The organism is Dethiosulfovibrio faecalis (genome assembly GCF_021568795.1).
GTDB lineage: Bacteria > Synergistota > Synergistia > Synergistales > Dethiosulfovibrionaceae > Dethiosulfovibrio > Dethiosulfovibrio faecalis.
Genome location: NZ_JAKGUE010000011.1, coordinates 22,863 through 41,924, shown reverse-complemented (window position 1 = coordinate 41,924; position 19,062 = coordinate 22,863). Strand labels below are relative to the sequence as shown.

The following is a 19,062-nucleotide window of genomic DNA, read 5'->3' as shown; positions in this document are numbered from 1 at the left end:
ATCGGGAAAAAAACCTCATGGACGATAGGTAAAAATACGTAAGAAGACGTCCGGAGGTAGGGCTCCGGACGTCTTCTTACTAGGAGTTTTTCGGGAAGTGTAAGGTTTGTTGAATGAGTTTCATGTTCAAAGTGAAGTTGCTTAGGGATACCACCTCTTTCGATCTACGATGAGAGTATAGCTCTAGCTTAGACCGGTAACATCGGGAAAAAACGCCTTCTCGCATAGGTATAAATACCTGTATCGGGTGTATGTTGCATAATCGAATATACCTAGATGATCCGCCTCTCTTTAGAGGATACAATGCCTTTAGACGCTATCGGCGAGGAGGCTAGTTAGATGAACGATCTTACCGCTGAACTGAAGAAAAATACTCTCGGTTGGGGTGCCGATCTGATCGGTGTGGCGGATATCTCCGGACTGAAGATGCCGTTTCCGCGGGCAATATCGGTGGCTGTGGCTCTAGACCCCGATATAGTCGAGACCCTATGCGACGGTCCAAGCCTGAGATATCAGGATGAATATAAGTCGGTGAACGGCAGAATAGACGACATACTGAACCGAATACTCCGCTTTCTCTCCGACCGAGGATACAAAGCGAAGGCGGAGACCGCGTCCTCTCCCGACTTCGACCGTCGGACATTGAGCGCCTCCTTTCCCCACAAGACCGCCGCGACCCTGGGCGGACTGGGCTGGATAGGTAAAAACGCCTTGCTGATCACGGAGCAGTACGGCTCGGCCGTTCGGCTTGGTACCGTTTTCACCGACGCCCCTCTCGATGCAGACGTCCCGGTTTTAGAGTCCCGTTGCGGAACGTGCAGCGCCTGTCTACAGGAATGTCCCGTCAACGCCCCGGGAGATAGAAACTGGTCTCCCGGAATGGACAGGGGTTCGCTGGTGGAGATAGAGGCCTGCATGGGGCAGCTGAGTTCCTTCATGGACGAGAGGGGCCTGAAGCACGCCATCTGCGGAATATGCATAAGGTGCTGTCCCTGGACGGAGAGATTCCTCCGAAAAGATAGACACTGACGGCTGTCCCGGCGGTAAAAGCCGTGGTACCATGTCATCGATATCCTATCGATATGGGGAGGAATACCGATGACGATGCATTGCATAATACATAGAGACGACGATCCTTTCTTCAATCTCGCCATGGAAGAGGTTCTGTTCGGTCGATCCTCCGAGACGGGGGACGGCTACATAATCCTCTGGCGGAACAGGCCGACCGTTGTGGTGGGACGTTTCCAAAACGCCGCAGGGGAGGTCAACCCGCCCTTTCTCCGGGAGAGGGGAGTGGAGGTGGTCCGTCGTACCACCGGCGGAGGAGCGGTGTATCACGACCTGGGTAACCTGAACTACACCTTCATTTTGCCGGTCGGAGACAGGGACTCTCGGGGATTGGATTTCGCCCTCTACACCAAGCCCCTTCTGGAATATTTGGACAGCATAGGGGTGAAGGCCGAGCTTACCGGGAGAAACGACCTCACCATAGAGGGCAAGAAATTCTCCGGCAACGCCCAGCACGTGAGCAAAAACACCATGCTCCATCACGGTACCATAATGTTCGACTCCTGCCTGGAGGACGTGGCTGCCTCCCTGTCGGTCGATCCGGAAAAGTTCAAGTCCAAGGGAGTGGCCTCGGTCAGGAGCAGGGTGACCAACGTAGCCCCCCATCTGCCGAACCCCATGCCGATGGAGGACTTCATAGAGGGACTCATGTCCCACTTCGCTGCCCCTTTCGGAGGGACCGCCCGTTCCCTGGATGACGACGAGGTACGGGAGATCTTTGAGATGAGGGACTCCAAGTACGCCACCTGGGACTGGGTGTGGGGCAGCTCGCCCCCCTTCTCCCTGTCGTCGGAGTGCCGTTTCGAGAAGGGGAAGGTGCAGGTCTATCTGGACGTAAGGGAAGGCACGATAGAGGACGTCGCCATAAGGGGAGACTTCTTCAGCGTGGCCGATCCGTCCGACCTGGAAAACGCCCTCAGAGGCGTCCGGTTCGATCGTAAGGCCGTCTCGGATGTCCTGTCGTCCCTTCCTGTGGAAAAATACATCCTGGGAGTCTCGGCGGAAGAACTTACGGATCTGGTGGTAGACTGATGTCCCAGGGTTTTCGAACCGTCCGGATCGACGACGTATCGTTGGCCTACACCGTTGCGGGACAAGGAGAGCCTCTCCTTCTGATCATGGGCTTCGGCGGCACCATGGACTTTTGGGGATTCCCCTTCGTCTCGACCTTGATGAAAAAGTTCAAGGTTATAGCCTTCGACAATAGGGGACTGGGGGAAAGTTCTATCGGCACCGAGCCCCCTAGGATCGAGAGGTTCGCCTCCGACGCAGCTGGTCTCTTGGACCATCTCGGGATCGAATCGGCCCACGTGCTCGGCTGGTCCATGGGGGGCTACGTTGCCCAGGAGTTGACACTGGCCCGGCCGGAGCTTGTCAGGGATCTGGTCCTCTACGGTACCTGCTGCGATCATCGAGCGGCGCTGGCCACTCGCCCGGAGACCTTTGGCGATCTTATGGACGTGTCGGGAACGGATATGGACAGGACGAAGACGGCTTTGAGGATGCTTTTCCCCCGGTCATGGCTGGACTCCCATCCCGGTTTCGAGAAGGCCTTCCTGTCCCGACCCATGACCGTATACTCCCGCTGCGCCGAGGGCATAGCGGGGCAGGTCGAGGCCATAGCGTCCTGGAAGGGATGCTGCGACAAAGTATCGTCAATATCCGTTCCAGCCCTGGTGGTGGCCGGAGATATGGACGGAGTCATCCCGGCGTCTCTGTCCAGAGATCTGGCGAAAGCTTTGCCCGACGGCTCCTTCCGCTCCTTCTCCGACGGAGGCCACGGCCTGGTCTACCAGTACCCGAAAGAGCTGGCCGAGATGGTGACGGAGTTCTTGATTTATTGAATGTTGAAAAAGGACCTGAACGGGTATCCGTTCAGGTCCTTTTTTAAGACTTGCTAATTTAGTTCATTGGGTGTAGCTTAAATAAAGCGTTGTCTATATCGAGGGGGCGTTTTTATGAGCGAAAATAAAATAACGATAGACATAACAGAGGAAAGTTACGCCAAGGTGATGGAGGACGATGAATTCATAAGAGCCTCCGAGTGCGAAAATCTCATAGATAAAATTAAGATGGTAGTCGAAAAGAATAAGATTTTTAACGATAAAGATGGCAAAAGCAAGACCGGATGGAACGTTTTCTTCGTCGACGGTACGAGAGGGGCGGGAAAGAGCACCTTCTTGAAGACCGTGGCCCATCGTTTGACCCATAATTCCAACGATAAAAATGGACCCAGCTTCTGCGAGTTGGCCTTTATAGATCCCACCCAGATAGAGACGGGGCAGCATCTTTTATTGTCTCTTTTGGCCAGCCTGAACTGTAAGGTCGAGGATATGGTCTTTAAGTACCAAGGGTGCTCAGCATCCGATCAAACTACGGAGAAGAAATACGAGGAATGGCGAAAGGAGCTGAAAGATATAGCCGGCGGTATCAATCTTTTGTCTTCCCACGAGGGGGGCAGAAAGTCGGTGGACGAGGGGTACCTGGACAGCATAATTTCCTTGAACAGAAAGATAGACAACGCTAAAGACGGCTTGAGTCTTCACGACGGTGTAAGGGGCCTGTTCGAGAAGGCCAGGGAGATCTTGAAAATAGACGTTTTTCTAGTCGTCTTCGACGACGTGGATACAAATTTCCACAGAGGTTGGGATGTTTTGGAGATGATCCGTCGTTACGGGGATATCCCCGGATTGGTTTTTCTCGTAACCGGAGATCTACAGCTTTATACGCACCTCGTCAGGGACAATCAGTTTCAGAACTTCAGCGACGCTCTCATTAAAAACGACAAGGATAGAGGCGACGAACGGGTTCGGATGGTGGATCATCTGGAACAGCAGTATCTGCTGAAGATTTTTCCTCTGGGACAGAGGGTCCATTTAGCGCCTTTGGGCGAATTGCTTGAGACGGAAAATGCTAGAGAGCTTTTTGTGGCTCCCGGCTCCGGTAAAAATATTTTCATTGAAAATGGCGATGAGCTGTCTCTTCAAAAAGCGGTGGAACAGATGCTAAAGGAGGGGCTGTCCCTTTCCGGGGTGGACCTTTCAGGTCAGTTGAAAATATACGTAGATCAGTTCTTAAAGATGTCGGTCCGGACGATCATCCAGGTGATGGTCAGATATAACAACAACGACAAATCGCTGTCCAAACCTGCGGCGTTAGCCGAGGCCATGAGAGGCGCAATGTTAGGAAGCCTTTACAGTCAGAACGTGGACGCCGAGGCCCTGGCTCGAGGCTCTTTTCCCAAACTGGTGGAAGCGGTTTTCGACACTACCTTGGACGGTGGGGACAACGACACCGGGTTTTATTTAAGGCCTCAAGCCGAGAGCGAAGCTCTAAAGGCCTGCTCCTTCGTATTGGCCGCAGAGGTGGCTAAGACGTGTCTAGGGCGTCCCGACAGGATAATCCGTTATCTTCTTCAAGGTCCCGGGAGCGTAAGCCTTTTTGCTGTGGCTGGAGGTCTCCCCAAAAACACAGAAAGTCGTAGAAAGTTCAAGGACTACATGGGAGTAGTAATGGAGGAAAACTCACGTCACTGGGCGATAAGGGCACCTGGAGTCTTCTCCGGTCCTAATTTGGTAAAATTCTCAGAGGTTAACATCGGTTGTGGGTTTATAAGGGTCAATAGAGGGAGGCCGGACAATGTGCCCGATTCTTTTAACATTAAAGATAACTATAATGCCTCTGTGAAGTTTCAGTGCGGGGTGATGAGTAATTTTTTAAAAAACAAGCCAAGGATTCTTATTACAAGAGGCTTTTAAAAGAGGTTATGTCTATTACATATAATAATTTAGAAACTAAATCCTCCGTTTCTTTTGTGACCATTTTCCCATTGTTGGGAGCCATGGAAGAGCTTTTAGGTCTATTATTGATTGATAACAACAAAGATGATTATAAAAGCATTATGACAAGAGCTATTATTGTTATACTTAATAAAGCTATGTCCGGTATCTCCGTGACGGCGGCTCCTTGGATACTTGATACCGTTAATCCTACGGAAGAAGATGTTCCCGAAGAGAATGTCGAAGAGGAAAACCACGAGGAGGCATCAAGTGATCCATCGAGAGATCTTCTCGTAGAGTGGATTTCGGAGTGGCTAAAGTCCTTGAAGGACGTCAATTTTGCTTCCTCTCCTTTATTGTTGGGAAAGATATGGAGCAGGTTGTTTTTCGGGTGGACTAGCATTGCTTCGAATAACAAGTCCGATCTGAAGAATTTAAAGACAACCTTGTGGAAGTTTATGCTCCTAAACGTGTGTTGTCTTCTTAACGCTGTTTTGCTTGAGGAATATAGTTTTTATGCTTCCTCAGACACGGAATCTTCGCCGAAAAAGAATGCTATAAAAGGTCTTGAATGGAAAAATCCTTCTGAAAGTCCAAAAGTTTATTTTGACAATTTAGAAAAAGTTTTTGATGTATATGGCATAAAAAAACATGGTGACAGTGGGTTTAAAAGGTTAAAAAAAGACTTCCCCTTGTTTTACACCTTCTGCTCTTGCCCTCTGTTGATTATATTGCAACTGATAAAACCGCTTGTTGCATATAAAAAACAAACACGGGAAAAACACGATAAAGCTATCGAGTATATTAAATTAATGCCGTCAGGCTCTTTGTTAAAAAAAGGAATTTTTCCTCAGAGTGATGATGGCAAAAATGGAATTGATGAGAAAGAATTGCCTTATATTTGGATTGCAAGTGCAAATAAGGCTCAAACTTCAAAAAAAGTGCCAGATGAAGATTCTGGCGTGTAAAAATCCAAACCTAATAAATAGCCAGAACTTTTTTGTTTATAGATCGGTCTCATTATTATGAAAGATAACACACGTATAGAACCTCTAATTATATCAAACCCTATCCTTTTGAATTATCTCAAGGCTGAGCCGTTCATCAAGCCTTTGGATGCTGATGTCTGTAGGGAGAAGGTCTTTCATGCTTTTCGAGGCTTTCATTACTCGATGCCGGACCACGTGTTTCGCCAGCGTTGGGAGGGCTTCCTAGGGTCTCAGGATAAAATCTACGATAATTTTGACGTCAATAAGCGTAGGTGTAAGAGCCCGCCTCAATGGGTGGTTCCCGCTTTAGACTCTCTAGCGTACTATTTTCTAGAGTATAAGAATAGTAGGATATGGGTCAAATGGGATCTTTTCTCTCTTTGGCAGTCGGTGCTTTCCAGAATTTCATGGTTACCTGTGAAGTGTGCCTTTTTAGGTCTGCTGGGATTTCATGGAAAAGATCTGGAAGGTGGAGAGGATCTCTTTTCCTATCCGACTCCCTACGATCCTACCGTGGAGTCATATGTGTCTCGAAACGGCCTGAACGAGACTCACCTGCATCTAAACGGTTCCACCCCGGCGGAATTGATCTGGTTGAGGGCGATGGTCGATCCCGGCAGGGAACTCATGGATTTTTTCAACTCCTACAGAGGCGAGGAGAAGGTTCGGGAATTATGCTTTTCCGTGGACGAGACCCTCTCTCCAGAGATCCTGCTTCGTCGATGTCGACTTGCACGGCAGTTGCGGGCTTTTTTGATCGCTTTCTCCAGAAGATGCGAGGAGGGGAAAAATTACCCAAGTCCGTTCTTTTTGTCTGTGAAGGAGCCACTGCCTTATACCTTCTCCAGTACGGTCCTTTTCGAGGAAAAATGGCAGATCGATGCCTTGAATCGTCTTCGTAAAGAGCCTCAGATCTATGCCGACAGGGCTTTTCATCTTTACCTTCTATTAAAGGGGCAGTTTCTTCAGCTGTTGGTTCAAAGAGAGGATCTTTTCGGATTCGACGAGTTCCAAAAGGTGACGTTGCAGGAGTTGAGGGAGCCTGAGGAGACTCAGTTCTGTCGTCGTTTTAGACAGTTTCATGGAGTGGCAGGTCGTAAAAGCGAGATAGATCTTCTGGAAGGTCGCTTTTCTCCGAAGGTAAGCCGATATAAGAACGAGCGGTTGCTTCTGGCTATTTTTAACGGATACGCCGATTATATGTCGGATCACTCCGATGTCGAAGCCGCTCCTTCTCGGTCGAAGGCGCAGTCGTTGTCCGGGTTGTTGAGGGAGGTCTCGGATCTCGAAAAGAAGTCGACGGGTTGTTTGAGTTTGAGTCTGGTGGCCCATTTTATAAAAAAACGATGGGTTCCGCAAAAAGACGGCTATTATTTCGATAGCCTACGTAGGGATTTGACGGAACGAGCGCTCGTCTTGAGGGATACCCTAAGGCAATGGCCGGATTTGAAAGGGTGGATTCGCGGGGTGGACGCCGCGTCTAACGAGATGGATGCTCCGCCGGAGGTTTTCGCCTCCGTTTTCCGTCTCTGCCGCAGGTTCGGCTTAGAGCAGGTTACATACCACGTGGGGGAGGATTTTATTCATCTGGCAGGAGGTATTCGTCAGATAGACGACGGACTTCGCTTCTTGGAATTGAAGCCCTGTGACCGTCTGGGACATTGTACCGCTTTAGGTATGCATCCCAGGCAATGGCTGGATACGATGCCGGGGTCGATCGTTCTTCCTAAGGGTGAGGCCTTTTTGGATGCGCTATCGGCATGGCGATACTTCCGTTATAAAAACAACGGTACGGCTTCCCGGTTGGACTCCGTAGCTTTACGTTTGGGATGCGAGATTTTTCAGAAAAATCTCTCCCTGGAGTCTCTGGATCGAATCATGGAGCTCCGGCATCTCGACCCACAATTCGTATATTCTGCTGTGACTGACAGGAGCTGGAGTTGGCGGACCGTCTCTCTGGACGACGATATAAGGAAAGAGGCCAAGCTCGTCTGGCAGATTAGAGAGAAAGAGGGAAACATCCGTCTGGAGCCTTTAAACCGGTGGTGGCGGGATGAGGAGCTTCTCGAGCGTGCCTGGAAGGATTACGTCGAGGTACGAAGCGATTTCCTGGATGTTCAGGAACTGGCGGCATATCAGCAGGCGGTGTTGTCCGAGATATCTCGGAAGAGATTGGTTATAGAGACTCTGCCGACGAGCAACGTTCGTATAAGTCAATATCGGGATATGAGGGACCATCATGTCTTTCGATGGATGGGAATTCCAAATAGATCTTTGGACGGAGACCCAGCTGTCATGGTCAGCCTGGGTACCGATGATCCCGGTATTTTCGCGTCCAGCCTGAAGGGGGAATTCTACCACCTCTATTTGGTCCTTCGGCAGGATCTAGGGCTTCCCGACCATGAGGCTATGGACTATTTAAAGCGATTGAACGAAAGAGGATTCGAGTATAGCTTCCACTTGAAAAAGTGATCGTCGTTGGAGATGATATGGAGATCGTGAAGATGCTTTGATTCGAGGGGCTTTTCACCGACTACCCAATTTAAAGAACGGAGTGATGACGACCATGAGAAAATGCCGTTTTATTCTCTTCCCCATTTTGGCCCTTTTCGTGCTTGCGGCTAGCCCCCTGTGGGCGGATATTTCCCCTGTGGGAGAGAGGATCGGCACCTGTCTCGGAGATAACGACGTCTATAAAGTCCACGCCGACGGAATAGACATAGGTTACTGTCTGATCGGTTCGGGAAAACCGCTTTTGATGCTGACCGGCTTGGGATGCACCATGAACGATTGGCCTGAAGAAATCGTCGAAAAACTTTCCGCCAGCTATCAGCTGGTGCTTATGGACAACAGGGGCATGGGGTTTTCCTCCGAGGACGGTACGGATTTCTCCTATCCTTTGTTCGCTCGTGATGTCCTGGCACTTATGGACGAGCTGGGAATGTCCAAAACCTACGTTCTAGGATACTCCCAGTCCAGCGTAACGACTCAGCAGCTTCTCCTGAGCGCTCCGGAACGATTCGAGAAGGCCATAATACACGCCACCTCGGTGGACGGCTCCTCCGTGGCCGATTCTCTCTCGAGAAAATCCGAGAAGATGTCGGAAAGCCTGTCTCCGGTGGTGAAGAGGCAGCTGGAGGCTGCCAAGACGTGGAAGAGTCCTTTGGACAGGCTGTCGAATCTCTCCATGCCCGTGATGTTTCTGGTGGGAACCGACGACACGGTTGTGGGAGCCGATAGCTCGCTTAAACTGGCGTCGGTGGTGCCGGGATCGTGGCTGGTTAGGTTCAAGGGAGGAACTCACAGACTTATGTACGAGGCTCCAAAAGATTTCGCCAGCGTCGTTATTCAGTTTCTCTCTATATGACGGTGACGATCTGGCATGACGGACGAGCGAGAGGCTATGATCGAGAAGGCCCGGAAGCACAGGAGCAGAAAGATCCATCGGACTCACGTTCCTGTGATGAAGGGACCCGATCCCGATAAAGTCCACCCCAGAAAGAGGTATTCCCAGTTGGTGTTCCTCAAAAACGTGGTCAAAAGCCCCAACATAATAGTGGGAGACTACACCTACTACGACGACATCCGAGGGGACAGGCCGCTGGAGTTCGAGAAAAACGTAATCCACTCGGTCCAGGAAAAGCTGATCATCGGCAAATTCTGCTCCATCGGGGCCGAGGCGGTGTTCGTCATGAGCGGTGGAAACCATCCCATAGACAACGTAAGCACCTACCCCTTCGGCCTCATGGGCAGCGGCTGGGAGCCAGCCCCTTTCGAGCCGGTCCTCAGAGGCGACATCGTCGTGGGCAACGACGTGTGGATAGGTTTCAGGGCCACGATACTGGGCGGCGTAACCATAGGAGACGGAGCGGTTATAGGTGCCGGGGCGGTGGTCACAAAAGACGTTCCCCCTTATACGGTGGTAGGTGGAAACCCTGCGTCGGAGATAAAAAAGCGTTTCGACGACTCGACCGTGCAGATGCTGCTGAAGCTGAAGTGGTGGGACTGGCCTCCGGAGAAGATCACCAGGAACGTCAAGGTCCTGGCGTCTCCGTCTGTGGAGGCTCTGAAGCGATGTCGTTAAAACTGTGGACCATGAAAGACGTAAGATACGAGTGGAGTGATATCTCTTGTATTTCAAGAAGATGATTGGGGAGATGTGCTACCTTTCGCCGGTGGACCCGGACGACGCTCCGGTGTTCACCCGATGGATCAACGACTACGACGTCACCAGATATCTGACCGAGGCGCCGTCGTGCTACCCCCTTCAGGCCGAGAGGGAGGCCTTGGATAAGCTCTCTCGGGAGCATAACTACTGTATCGTCGATCTGGAGACAGACGCCCTTCTGGGAATCTGCGGCTTCATGAACCTGAACCATCTGAACCAGACAGCCGAGGTCGGCATATTCATAGGCGACAAAGACTACTGGGGCAAGGGATACGGAGGGGAGGCCCTCTCTCTGCTTGTGAGATACGGCTTCGACGTCCTGAACCTTCACAACGTGATGCTCCAGGTGGTGGCCTACAACGACAGGGCCATCAGGTGCTACGAGAGGATCGGTTTCAGTACCTTCGGCGTCAGAAGGGAAGCGGTCCTCCGGGAAGGCAAGAGACACGATAAGGTCTACATGGAGATCACCAGGTCGGATTTTGAACCTAACTAGAGAGGTGATTACCCTATGAACGTTAAAAATTTGGGTTTTATTCTCACGGTGCTTTGGGCCCTGATTGTCCTTGGGGCGGCGTCCTTCGCTGAGGAGCAGGGCCTTTCTGTGACGGGAGGGGATCCGGTTATCTACTCCTGCGACAACGGGGATCGTCTGGTTGCTCGCTACTATTCCCTGTCCGACGATAGCCTCCACTTCGTCAAGGTACTCTTTCCCGACGGCAAGGAATACACGCTGCCTCAGGTCATGTCCGCTTCGGGAGCTCGGTACACCGACGACTTCGAGCTCAGCTGGTGGATAAAGGGAGACGAGGCCTACGTGGAGAAGCGCGACGACCAGGGAGAGTGGAGGTCTCTCTACGGCGACTGTCGGGTCGGAGATTGATTCACCGTCGGCGATAAAAACAGAAAATAGAATAGAGGTGTGTGGCTATGAGAGGATCGGCGAGGGCTTTCGGGTTGTGGCTCCTGTTGTCGGTATCGGCTCTTTTTCTGGGCGGGTGCGGTTCCGGAGGAGGCTCCGGAGGCGTCTCAGGCGGGGTATACGTCATAGGTCAGCTTCACGGCGACATGGCGGAGGAGCTCGCCTCGGTCTGCGAGACGATTCCCTATGTCGGAGGCCCGGTGAACGGAGCCATAATAGTCTCCGATCCCGAGGGGCTCCACTCCTGGTACGACGAGGGTAGCATCTCCGCCATGAGGGAGGCCCTCTCTAACGGGTGGCCCGTAGCCATAGAACACGGGACCCAGGACGAGGTGGACTTCTTCATAGACAGGCTTCTCTCCCCGGAGGACGGAGAGGACGCCAGATTCGAGCTGGGTTACGAGATGCCGGTCGGCATGACCTACGTGGAGTTCTACGGGCTGAAGATGCTGAGCGACGACGTCTTCGCCTACGTCGTCCTTAACGACGACGAGATGGCCCCGACGGTGTCGAACGATCTCTCGGCCGAGTTCATGGTCTCCAGCGGAGACTCCTATCTCTTCATGAGCCAGGACGTTACCCTTAACGACGGGGACAGGTCCTTCTCCGTGGTCAGAGGCGACGTGAACTTCTCCGTCCGTTTCGATTTCGACGAAAAGGCCTATTATCTCGTCTCGGTCGACGGGCTACCCGAGGTCTCGGAGGACGAGCTCGTTCTTCCTGCCCTTATGGGAACCGAGTTCTCCTTTGCCGGCACGACGGAGGAGACGGAGCGGGAGATGGAGCTCGCTGCCGCCGAAAGGGTTCGGGATTGGATTGAGGGCTCGTCGGAACAGGCACGGGAAGCCGAGATGTCTCGGAACGAGTTGCAGTCATCGCTCGATCGATCCGGTTCCGGCACGGATCTGACGAAGGTCTCCCAGGTCTATTCGGTCCAGAACGACCTCACCACGTGGGGATTTTCCTACAGGATAATCCATGACATCTACGCCTGCCACAGCTACAACGCCGCGGACGGAGAGGACTCGGACTGGTTCTTCATAAAGCAGAGCGCCAAGCTCAATCCGTCGAAGGAATATCACAACGAGTCGGGAAAGGGGAACGACTTCTCCAGCTGCTATTTCTACGTCACGAAGTACGGCTTCACCAACTGGCCTGTTAAGGAGAACGGCTCCGAGGACGTTCGTCCCGTGGTGGAGGGCAAGAGCTCTCCGGAGAGCACCGTAGGCTCCAAGACGGTGGAGAGCAGTGTCTCCAGGAGCTTCAGCGGCAACGTCGGTTTCGATGGAGCCGGTCCTTCCGGAAGCATCGGTTTCGGGGTAAGCTATTCCTCCTCGGAGAGTTTCTCCATCTCCGAGTGCCAGATAAAGAACGACTCCGAGGCGGTGGAGGCCAAGCAGAGGACCTCCTGGACCTACACCTTCTCCAGACCGACCTCGAAGGCTGCCTCGTTCTCCATATGGGATTTTCCCGATCTGAACGACGCGCCTCTTTCTTCCAGGAGCAACTTTCAGCCGGTCAATCAATGGATATGGAAGATCCCCAAAGAGGCCAGGGACGAGGTCAAGGGTTTCAAGTGCCGTTTCGAATGGCAGTCGGGATCCAGCTCCGGAGCGGCTTACGCCTGGGGTATAAGGATATACGACGTGAGCCATTACGACCATCTCGGCGGGTCTCCTGAGATAACCGTGACCTTTCCCAGCTATCCGCCCCTGATAGCCGCCAACGACGTGAAGCTGGGCAGGGAGGCCCAGTTCACCCCGGTGGATATGGGGTCCTGCCGGGACTGGGGTGCCTACAGCGACAGCGGCTGGTGCAGGCTGAACATGGTCTCCGGAACCAAGGACGATGTTAAGGACCTAATCGTGACGGTGGAGGAGAACGATACCGGTTCGGACAGGACCGCCACGGTCTACCTTTTCACCAAGGACGGCAAGGGGTACGATTCCTTCAGGGTCTTCCAGTCCCATGTCACCAAGGCGATATGAGCACAAAAAGAGGAGGGAGCCAGCACTGGCTCCCTCCTCTTCGTTCGGGGAAGACGGGAACGGGGTTCCCGGTTCTGCCTCTATTAGCTCGGCGGCATATGGATGGCTTTGCCGTTCACGGCCAGAGCCGCCTCGGCCAAAGCCTCTCCAACGGTCGGGTGAGCATGGATTGTGGTCACCACTTCGTCCACCGTCGCCTCCAGTCGAAGTGCCAAGGCTCCTTCGACGATGAGGTCCGTCGCCCTGGGACCTATGATGTGTACCCCCAGGATCTCGTCGTATCTGTCGTCCACGACGAACTTTATCAGTCCGTCGTAGCCCTTCATTATCAGGCTCTTTCCGTTGGCGGACAGGGGGAATCGGCCGATTTTTATCGAATGGGCTCTCTTTACCGCTTCCTCCTCGGTTAGTCCGACCGAGGCCAGTTCCGGCATGGTGTAGACGCAGCTGGGAACGGTTTTGTAGTCCATGGCCTTGCTTTCTCCCATGACGTTCTCCGCCGCGATTTCTCCCTCGGCGGAGGCCACGTGGGCCAGCTGTATGGGGCTGCAGCAGTCCCCTATGGCGTAGATTCCCGGAACGGAGGTCGCCATGAAGCGGTCCACCGTTATTTTGCCCCTGTCGTGGCGGATCCCTGCGTTTTCGAGATTGAGAGATGCGGTGCTTGCCTTTCTGCCCACCGACATCAGTACCTTCTCCGACTCCACGGAGATGGGGCCATCCGGCGTCTCAACCGAGGTGGCGATCTTGCCGCCCTTGTCGGTGAATCCCGTTACCTTCGAGGACGTGTGAAACTTCACCCCGAGGGCCTCCATGCTGGCTCTGGCTATGGCGGAGATCTCCCTGTCTATAGGGGGAAGGACAGTGTCGAGCATCTCGACCACCGTCACCTTCGTCCCCAGCGTGGCGTAGACGCAGGCGAACTCCATCCCTATGACTCCTCCTCCGACCACCGTCATTGACTTCGGCACGGAATCGAAGGAGAGGGCCTCCTTGCTGGTGACTATGCCCGGCAGGTCAACCCCCGGAATGGGAGGTGTAACCGTTTCCGATCCGGTGGCGACAACCGCGGCGTCGAACTCCAGAGTGTCGTTTCCTATCTTGAGGGATCCGGCGGAGACGAAGGACGCCTCGCCGTAGACCACGTCTATTCCGTTGGCGACCATCAGACCTTCCACTCCGCCGACCAGCTGGTCCACCACGCCGGTCTTTCTGGTCATGAGGGCCGCCCAGTCCACGGAAGCGTCCTTTACGATCAGACCGAGGTCGGAGCCGTTTATCGTCTCGTGATACAGTTCGGCCGTGTGGACCAGGACCTTGGTGGGGATACAGCCCCAGTTGAGACAGGTTCCTCCCATCCGTTCTTTCTCCACCACCGTTACGGAAGCGCCCAGCTGAGCCAGCTTTATCGCGCAGACGTAGCCTCCCGGGCCTCCTCCTATCACCACGACCTTTTTGCCGCCTCTATCGCTCTCTTGGATTGAGGATGCAGCAGGAGAGGTCGTCTCGATAGGTTTATCCTTATCGGCCGTTTTCGATGGGGCAGGGGCGGGCGCGCTCTCGGCCAAGGACGCGGGGTCCTCTCCGGGCTCGGCTATTACCGCCACAGGAGCTGCCACTGGAGCGTCGTCTCCCTCGGCTACGAGCACCGAGGCCAGGATTCCGTCGCATTCGGCCTTTACCTCGTAGGTGAGCTTGTCGGTGGAGACCACGAAGAGCACGTCCCCCTCTGATACCGGATCACCGGCCTTTTTAGACCAGCTTGAGACGGTTCCCTCCGTCATGGTCAGCCCCAATTTGGGCATGGTTATGGTAACTGCCATAAAATCTCTCCCTTTAGAGCAACAGGAGCCACGGAGACTCCAGAAGTTCCTTCAGCCGGGCCAGGAATTTGGCCGCGTCGGCACCGTCCACCGAGCGGTGATCGGCGGTCAGGCAGAGGGTTGTCATCGTCCGAACCTCTATCTTTCCGTCCACCACGACGGGCTTCTCCTTCATGGAGTTGACCGCCAATATGCAGGACTCGGGCGGGTTGACGATGGGGGTGAAGCTGTCCACACCGAACATCCCCAGGTTGGTAACGGTGAAGGTTCCACCCTCCATATCCGCAGGCATGAGCCTGTTGTCTCTGGCCCTCGCCACCAGGTCGTCGGTGCCCTTGGCTATATCCAGAAGCCCCTTGTCCTGGACGTCCTTGACGTTGGGTACGAGAAGTCCTCCATCTACCGCCACCGCCAGGCCGATGTTGACCGACGAGTGCATTATGTAGGTCATGTTCTCCATGTCGGTGGAGCAGTTGCACATGGGCTGTTCCTGAAGGACCCTGGCGCAGGCCATCATGATGATGTCGTTATAGGACACCTTTGCCCCCGATTCGGCAGCCGCTGCCTTTACCTTGCCTCTCAGCTCCATCATGGCGGAGCAGTCTATCTCCATGTCGTAGGTGACGGTGGGTACCGTAAGGGTGCTCTCCAGCATCCTCTGGGCTATGATCTTTCTCATGGTGGACATGGGAACGACCGAATCCGCAGCCTCCTGGCGAACGACCGCTCCTGTGGCGGCCATCACGTCGGCCTTCATTATCCGGCCATCGGCGTTTATCGTGGCGAGATCGACTCCCATGTCGGCGGCCATCCTGGCAGCCACAGGCGAGACCTTGGGGCCTTTCTTGACGGCTTCCAATACGTCTTTGTTCTTTATCCTTCCGTCCGGGCCGGTTCCGACCACCGTGGAAAGGTCTATTCCCTTTTCCTTTGCGGTCTTTCTGGCTTTCGGGGTCGCCCTTACCTTCCCCTTCGCCAGTGGCTTTGCGATCTTCGACGGCACGGCAGCTGCCGTCTCCGTCTCGGTTTTCGAGGCTATCGGTTCGTTCGAGGCGGGGGCTGCGTCGGATACGAACTCGCCCTCGTCTCCTATCACGGCTACATCCGCTCCTACCGGTACGGAGCCGTCTTCGTCCACGTAGACCTTTAGCAAAACTCCGTCCCTTTCGGCCTGGACCTCGTAGGTTATCTTATCGGTGGAAACTACGTACAGGACTTCCCCTGACTTTACGGGATCGCCCTCTTTCTTCATCCATTTGGATACGGTTCCCTCGGTCATGGTAAGGCCGAGTTTCGGCATCGTAAGAGTGGTCGACAAACGAGACACCTCCTAGTTAAGTCCCAGCATGTTCGGCATCCAGGTCGAAAGCTGGGGGAAGAGGATAACGACGATAAGTGCGAGCAGGGCGGCCAGTATGAGAGGAATGGCCGGACGGCTTATGTCCTCTATGGTCAGTCCGCTTATGTTGGCCCCCACGTAGAGGTTGACCGCCACGGGAGGGGTCACCTGTCCTACCGCCAGGTTGATGGTCATCATGACTCCGAACCAGATGGGATCCCAGCCGAAGTGGGCCATGATAGGCAGGAGTATGGGCAGAAACACGTAGTATATGGATATCGCGTCCAGCACCATCCCGGCGAACAGCAGGATTATGTTGATCATAAACAGTATTACCCACTGAGACTGGGATATGCCGAGGAGAACTCCTGCGGCCTTCTCGATCAGACCCACCGTAGCTCCGACCCAGGAAAACAGTCCGGCGCAGGTAACCACTATCATGACGACCGATGTGGCCACGACGGTGGAGGACAGTATCTCGTAGACCACCTTGAGGGAATTTATCTTTCTGTAGACGAACACCCCGACGAAAAGACCGTAGAACACGGCTACCGCCGCCGCCTCTGTGGGGGTGAATATCCCTCCGTAGATTCCTCCGAGGATTATTACGGGGGCCAGTATGCCCCAGAAGGATCTCTTGAAGGCCGTGAAGGTCTCCCCTGGTTTGGCAGGTTCACCTCCGCCGTAGCCTTTCTTTTTGGAGACCAGGTAAACCGCTCCCATCATGAAGAGAGCAACTATGGCTCCCGGTATGAATCCGGCGGCGAAGAGGGCCGGTATGGAGACGTTTGCCACGCCGCCGTAAACTATGAAGGCGATGCTCGGGGGTATCACTATGGCGAGCCCAGATGCAACCGAAACCGTAGCAGCGGCGAACGGCTTATCGTATCCGGCCACGGCCATTCCCGGTATCAGTATCAGTCCCAGAGCCGCGACCGTCGCCGGGCCGGAACCGCTGACCGCACCCCAGAATGTGGCAACCGCCACCGTCGCTATGGCAAGGCCTCCGGTCATATTGCCGACCATTTTCTTCATGAGGTCGATGATACGTTCGGCTATGCCGGCCTTTTCCATTATCACCCCCGCCATGATGAAGAAAGGTATGGCAAGCAGGGGAAACTTGGCTATTCCGGCGAAAAAGTTGTAGGAGATCATGGGAAGCCCCATGTCCCAGAAGTGGACCACCGCTACGGCCGCTCCTCCCAAGGCTATGGCTATGGGAACCTTTACCAGCAGGGGGACGATGAAAAGAATTAGAGTCCATATTGCGGGATCGGAAAAATCCATTGTCTTGCCCCCTTAGTAAGTGTGGTCCCTGAGGGACTTGACCACGTTCTGGAGTATTCTGAAGACGACCAGAACCGAGAAGACCGGTATAGCTATGGTGTAGTACCAAACCGGTATCGCCAGGGACTCGGTTATTACGCAGAGATCTATCTCGTCTTTGACCTCTATGGCTCCGAGCCATCCGAGAACGACGAAGAAAGCTATCGATAAAATTGCCGAGAGAAGGAACAAAACCTTCTTGATACGGTCGGGAAACCTCTCGTATATGAACTCCATTCCCAGATGGGAGCCTTTCTTGAAGGCTATGGCCGTTCCGAGCATGACCACCCATACGAAAAGGTTTACCGTTATCTCCTCGGACCAGGAAAGAGACATCCTTATAAAATATCTGGTTATCACGTTTACGAAGGAGATGGTCACCATTACGGCGACCAGAATCGATCCAAGTATCTCCTCGAAGTGATCGAAAAATTTAGCTATCACTAGCCGCCACCCCTTTCGGTCTGTGAAGGAGGGGAAGGGGAGAGCCGTCCTCCCCCTCCGGTTTCTTTAGTTACGTGGTTCTTTACTTATTGATGGATGCCATGTCCTCCTCGGCTGCCGCGACAAGCTCGGCACCGAGCTTCTTGGTCCAGTCGGCACGTACCTGGGCGGTAGCGTCACGGAAGGCCTTGAGGTTTTCCGGAGTCAGATTGGTGACGGTCATGCCCTCTTCCTCGCAGGTCGCGTAGGGATTGGGATATTCGGGAGTGATATTGATGCTCTCGAGATATGCGACGGATTCGCCGTCGTCGAGACCGGCTCTGGCTACGGCCTTCTGGTACTTCATGGCATCAACCGCGGCCTGGGCTATGATCTTCTGGTCCTCCTCGGAGAAGCCCTTCCAGGTCTTCGGGTTGGTGCACAGAAGGAGGGGGTCGATGACATAGTGCCAGTTGGTGAGGAACTTATGGTAGTTCCAGATCTTGACGGGGATGCAGATTCCGGTAAGAGGGTTCTCCTGACCGTCCACGACTCGCTGCTGGAAGGCGGTGGTCGCCTCGGACCAGTTCATGTTGATCGGGTTGGCTCCCAGGGCTTTGAAGGTGTCGATATATATGGGGCTGCCGACGACCCGAAGCTTGAGGTCCTTCATGTCCTCTGGAGAGGCTACTTCTCTGACGCTGTTGGTCATCTCGCGGAATCCGTTCTCACCCCAGGCGAGGAACTTGACGCCTTTCTTCTCCACCGCGTCGACCATCATCTTTCCCGATTTGCCGTTTTCGATGGCGTCCATGGCGGCGTAACGATCATCCCCGTTGGCGGAGATGAAGAAGGGCAGAGCCGGAAGGTTCAGCTCGTTGACCTGGGGAGACCAGTTGATGGTCGATGCCAGGGAGAAGTCTATGGCGCCGTTGCGAAGAAGCAGGAACTCGGAGGTCTGTTTACCGGCGAAAAGCTGTCCCGAGTAGTAGACCTTTATGTTCACCCGTCCGTCGGTGCGTTCCTTGACCAGATCGGCGAAGTATCCCGCGCCCATTCCCCAGGGGGTTATGGCGCCGGGGACGACGCTCATCTTGTACTCGCTCTTGTACGCCGCGAAGCCGGGAGCTGCGAAACAAAGGACCAGAGTTGCCAGCAGAACCGCAGAAACCACTTTCCTCATGTTTTTCCCTCCTTGATATATACGAAGCCTATCGAAACACATCGACCGCGTTTT

Annotated in this window: 16 protein-coding genes; 11 read left to right on the top strand and 5 right to left on the bottom strand. The window is 53.9% G+C overall.

Features of this window, described 5'->3' with window-relative positions; all coding sequences use genetic code 11:
- Positions 1 to 339: 339 nt before the first annotated feature.
- The 11 genes from L2W58_RS08745 to L2W58_RS08695 all read left to right on the top strand — a co-directional run bounded on the left by L2W58_RS08745 (position 340) and on the right by L2W58_RS08695 (position 12,914).
- A complete protein-coding gene (locus tag L2W58_RS08745) occupies positions 340 to 1,029 on the top strand; it encodes an epoxyqueuosine reductase (protein ID WP_236102961.1) in 690 nt (229 codons plus the stop codon).
- A 69-nt stretch (positions 1,030 to 1,098) separates the two neighbouring features.
- The gene (locus L2W58_RS08740; RefSeq protein ID WP_236102960.1) at positions 1,099 to 2,100 is read left to right on the top strand and encodes a lipoate--protein ligase; all 1,002 of its coding nucleotides are present in this window, start codon (positions 1,099 to 1,101) and stop codon (positions 2,098 to 2,100) included.
- The gene (locus L2W58_RS08735) at positions 2,100 to 2,912 is read left to right on the top strand and encodes an alpha/beta fold hydrolase (RefSeq protein WP_236102959.1); all 813 of its coding nucleotides are present in this window, start codon (positions 2,100 to 2,102) and stop codon (positions 2,910 to 2,912) included. The genes L2W58_RS08740 and L2W58_RS08735 overlap by 1 nt, the downstream gene beginning before the upstream one ends.
- A 114-nt stretch (positions 2,913 to 3,026) precedes the next feature.
- Positions 3,027 to 4,826: a hypothetical protein gene (locus L2W58_RS08730; RefSeq protein WP_236102958.1), complete on the top strand. Its 1,800-nt coding sequence runs from the start codon at positions 3,027 to 3,029 to the stop codon at positions 4,824 to 4,826.
- Between the two features lie 8 nt (positions 4,827 to 4,834).
- Positions 4,835 to 5,815: a hypothetical protein gene (locus L2W58_RS08725; RefSeq protein WP_236102957.1), complete on the top strand. Its 981-nt coding sequence runs from the start codon at positions 4,835 to 4,837 to the stop codon at positions 5,813 to 5,815.
- A 411-nt stretch (positions 5,816 to 6,226) separates the two neighbouring features.
- The gene (locus L2W58_RS08720) at positions 6,227 to 8,308 is read left to right on the top strand and encodes an amidohydrolase family protein (RefSeq protein ID WP_236102956.1); all 2,082 of its coding nucleotides are present in this window, start codon (positions 6,227 to 6,229) and stop codon (positions 8,306 to 8,308) included.
- Between the two features lie 94 nt (positions 8,309 to 8,402).
- Complete coding sequence (locus L2W58_RS08715) at positions 8,403 to 9,203, top strand: alpha/beta fold hydrolase (RefSeq protein WP_236102955.1); 801 nt, start codon at positions 8,403 to 8,405, stop codon at positions 9,201 to 9,203.
- Positions 9,204 to 9,299: 96 nt separating this feature from the next.
- A complete protein-coding gene (locus L2W58_RS08710) occupies positions 9,300 to 9,920 on the top strand; it encodes a CatB-related O-acetyltransferase (protein WP_236102995.1) in 621 nt (206 codons plus the stop codon).
- 46 nt (positions 9,921 to 9,966) lie between these two features.
- A complete protein-coding gene (locus tag L2W58_RS08705) occupies positions 9,967 to 10,500 on the top strand; it encodes a GNAT family N-acetyltransferase (RefSeq protein WP_236102954.1) in 534 nt (177 codons plus the stop codon).
- A 15-nt stretch (positions 10,501 to 10,515) separates the two neighbouring features.
- A complete protein-coding gene (locus L2W58_RS08700) occupies positions 10,516 to 10,887 on the top strand; it encodes an MliC family protein (RefSeq protein WP_236102953.1) in 372 nt (123 codons plus the stop codon).
- Between the two features lie 47 nt (positions 10,888 to 10,934).
- On the top strand, positions 10,935 to 12,914 hold the full coding sequence (locus L2W58_RS08695; protein WP_236102952.1) for a BACON domain-containing protein: 1,980 nt from the start codon (positions 10,935 to 10,937) through the stop codon (positions 12,912 to 12,914).
- A gap of 83 nt (positions 12,915 to 12,997) precedes the next feature.
- Here L2W58_RS08695 and lpdA read toward each other — a convergent pair whose 3' ends face one another.
- From lpdA to dctP, 5 genes are all read right to left on the bottom strand, one after another.
- Positions 12,998 to 14,737 carry a dihydrolipoyl dehydrogenase gene (gene lpdA / locus L2W58_RS08690; protein ID WP_236102951.1) on the bottom strand — a complete coding sequence of 580 codons (1,740 nt, stop codon included), beginning with the start codon at positions 14,735 to 14,737 and terminating at the stop codon, positions 12,998 to 13,000.
- Positions 14,738 to 14,750: 13 nt separating this feature from the next.
- Positions 14,751 to 16,064 (bottom strand): dihydrolipoamide acetyltransferase family protein, encoded by a 1,314-nt coding sequence (locus L2W58_RS08685; RefSeq protein WP_236102950.1) that lies wholly within the window; start codon positions 16,062 to 16,064, stop codon positions 14,751 to 14,753.
- A 3-nt stretch (positions 16,065 to 16,067) separates the two neighbouring features.
- Positions 16,068 to 17,363: a TRAP transporter large permease gene (locus L2W58_RS08680; protein WP_236102949.1), complete on the bottom strand. Its 1,296-nt coding sequence runs from the start codon at positions 17,361 to 17,363 to the stop codon at positions 16,068 to 16,070.
- A gap of 12 nt (positions 17,364 to 17,375) precedes the next feature.
- A complete protein-coding gene (locus L2W58_RS08675) occupies positions 17,376 to 17,846 on the bottom strand; it encodes a TRAP transporter small permease (protein ID WP_236102948.1) in 471 nt (156 codons plus the stop codon).
- A gap of 82 nt (positions 17,847 to 17,928) precedes the next feature.
- Positions 17,929 to 19,008 (bottom strand): TRAP transporter substrate-binding protein DctP, encoded by a 1,080-nt coding sequence (gene dctP, locus L2W58_RS08670; RefSeq protein WP_236102947.1) that lies wholly within the window; start codon positions 19,006 to 19,008, stop codon positions 17,929 to 17,931.
- Positions 19,009 to 19,062 lie beyond the last annotated feature (54 nt).

Coding starts and splice junctions, on each gene's coding strand:
- L2W58_RS08745 (WP_236102961.1), top strand. CDS start 340: ATGAACGATCTTACCGCTGAACTGAAGAAAAATACTCTCGGTTGGGGT.
- L2W58_RS08740 (WP_236102960.1), top strand. CDS start 1,099: ATGACGATGCATTGCATAATACATAGAGACGACGATCCTTTCTTCAAT.
- L2W58_RS08735 (WP_236102959.1), top strand. CDS start 2,100: ATGTCCCAGGGTTTTCGAACCGTCCGGATCGACGACGTATCGTTGGCC.
- L2W58_RS08730 (WP_236102958.1), top strand. CDS start 3,027: ATGAGCGAAAATAAAATAACGATAGACATAACAGAGGAAAGTTACGCC.
- L2W58_RS08725 (WP_236102957.1), top strand. CDS start 4,835: ATGTCTATTACATATAATAATTTAGAAACTAAATCCTCCGTTTCTTTT.
- L2W58_RS08715 (WP_236102955.1), top strand. CDS start 8,403: ATGAGAAAATGCCGTTTTATTCTCTTCCCCATTTTGGCCCTTTTCGTG.
- L2W58_RS08710 (WP_236102995.1), top strand. CDS start 9,300: ATGAAGGGACCCGATCCCGATAAAGTCCACCCCAGAAAGAGGTATTCC.
- L2W58_RS08700 (WP_236102953.1), top strand. CDS start 10,516: ATGAACGTTAAAAATTTGGGTTTTATTCTCACGGTGCTTTGGGCCCTG.
- L2W58_RS08695 (WP_236102952.1), top strand. CDS start 10,935: ATGAGAGGATCGGCGAGGGCTTTCGGGTTGTGGCTCCTGTTGTCGGTA.
- lpdA (WP_236102951.1), bottom strand. CDS start 14,737: ATGGCAGTTACCATAACCATGCCCAAATTGGGGCTGACCATGACGGAG.
- L2W58_RS08680 (WP_236102949.1), bottom strand. CDS start 17,363: ATGGATTTTTCCGATCCCGCAATATGGACTCTAATTCTTTTCATCGTC.
- dctP (WP_236102947.1), bottom strand. CDS start 19,008: ATGAGGAAAGTGGTTTCTGCGGTTCTGCTGGCAACTCTGGTCCTTTGT.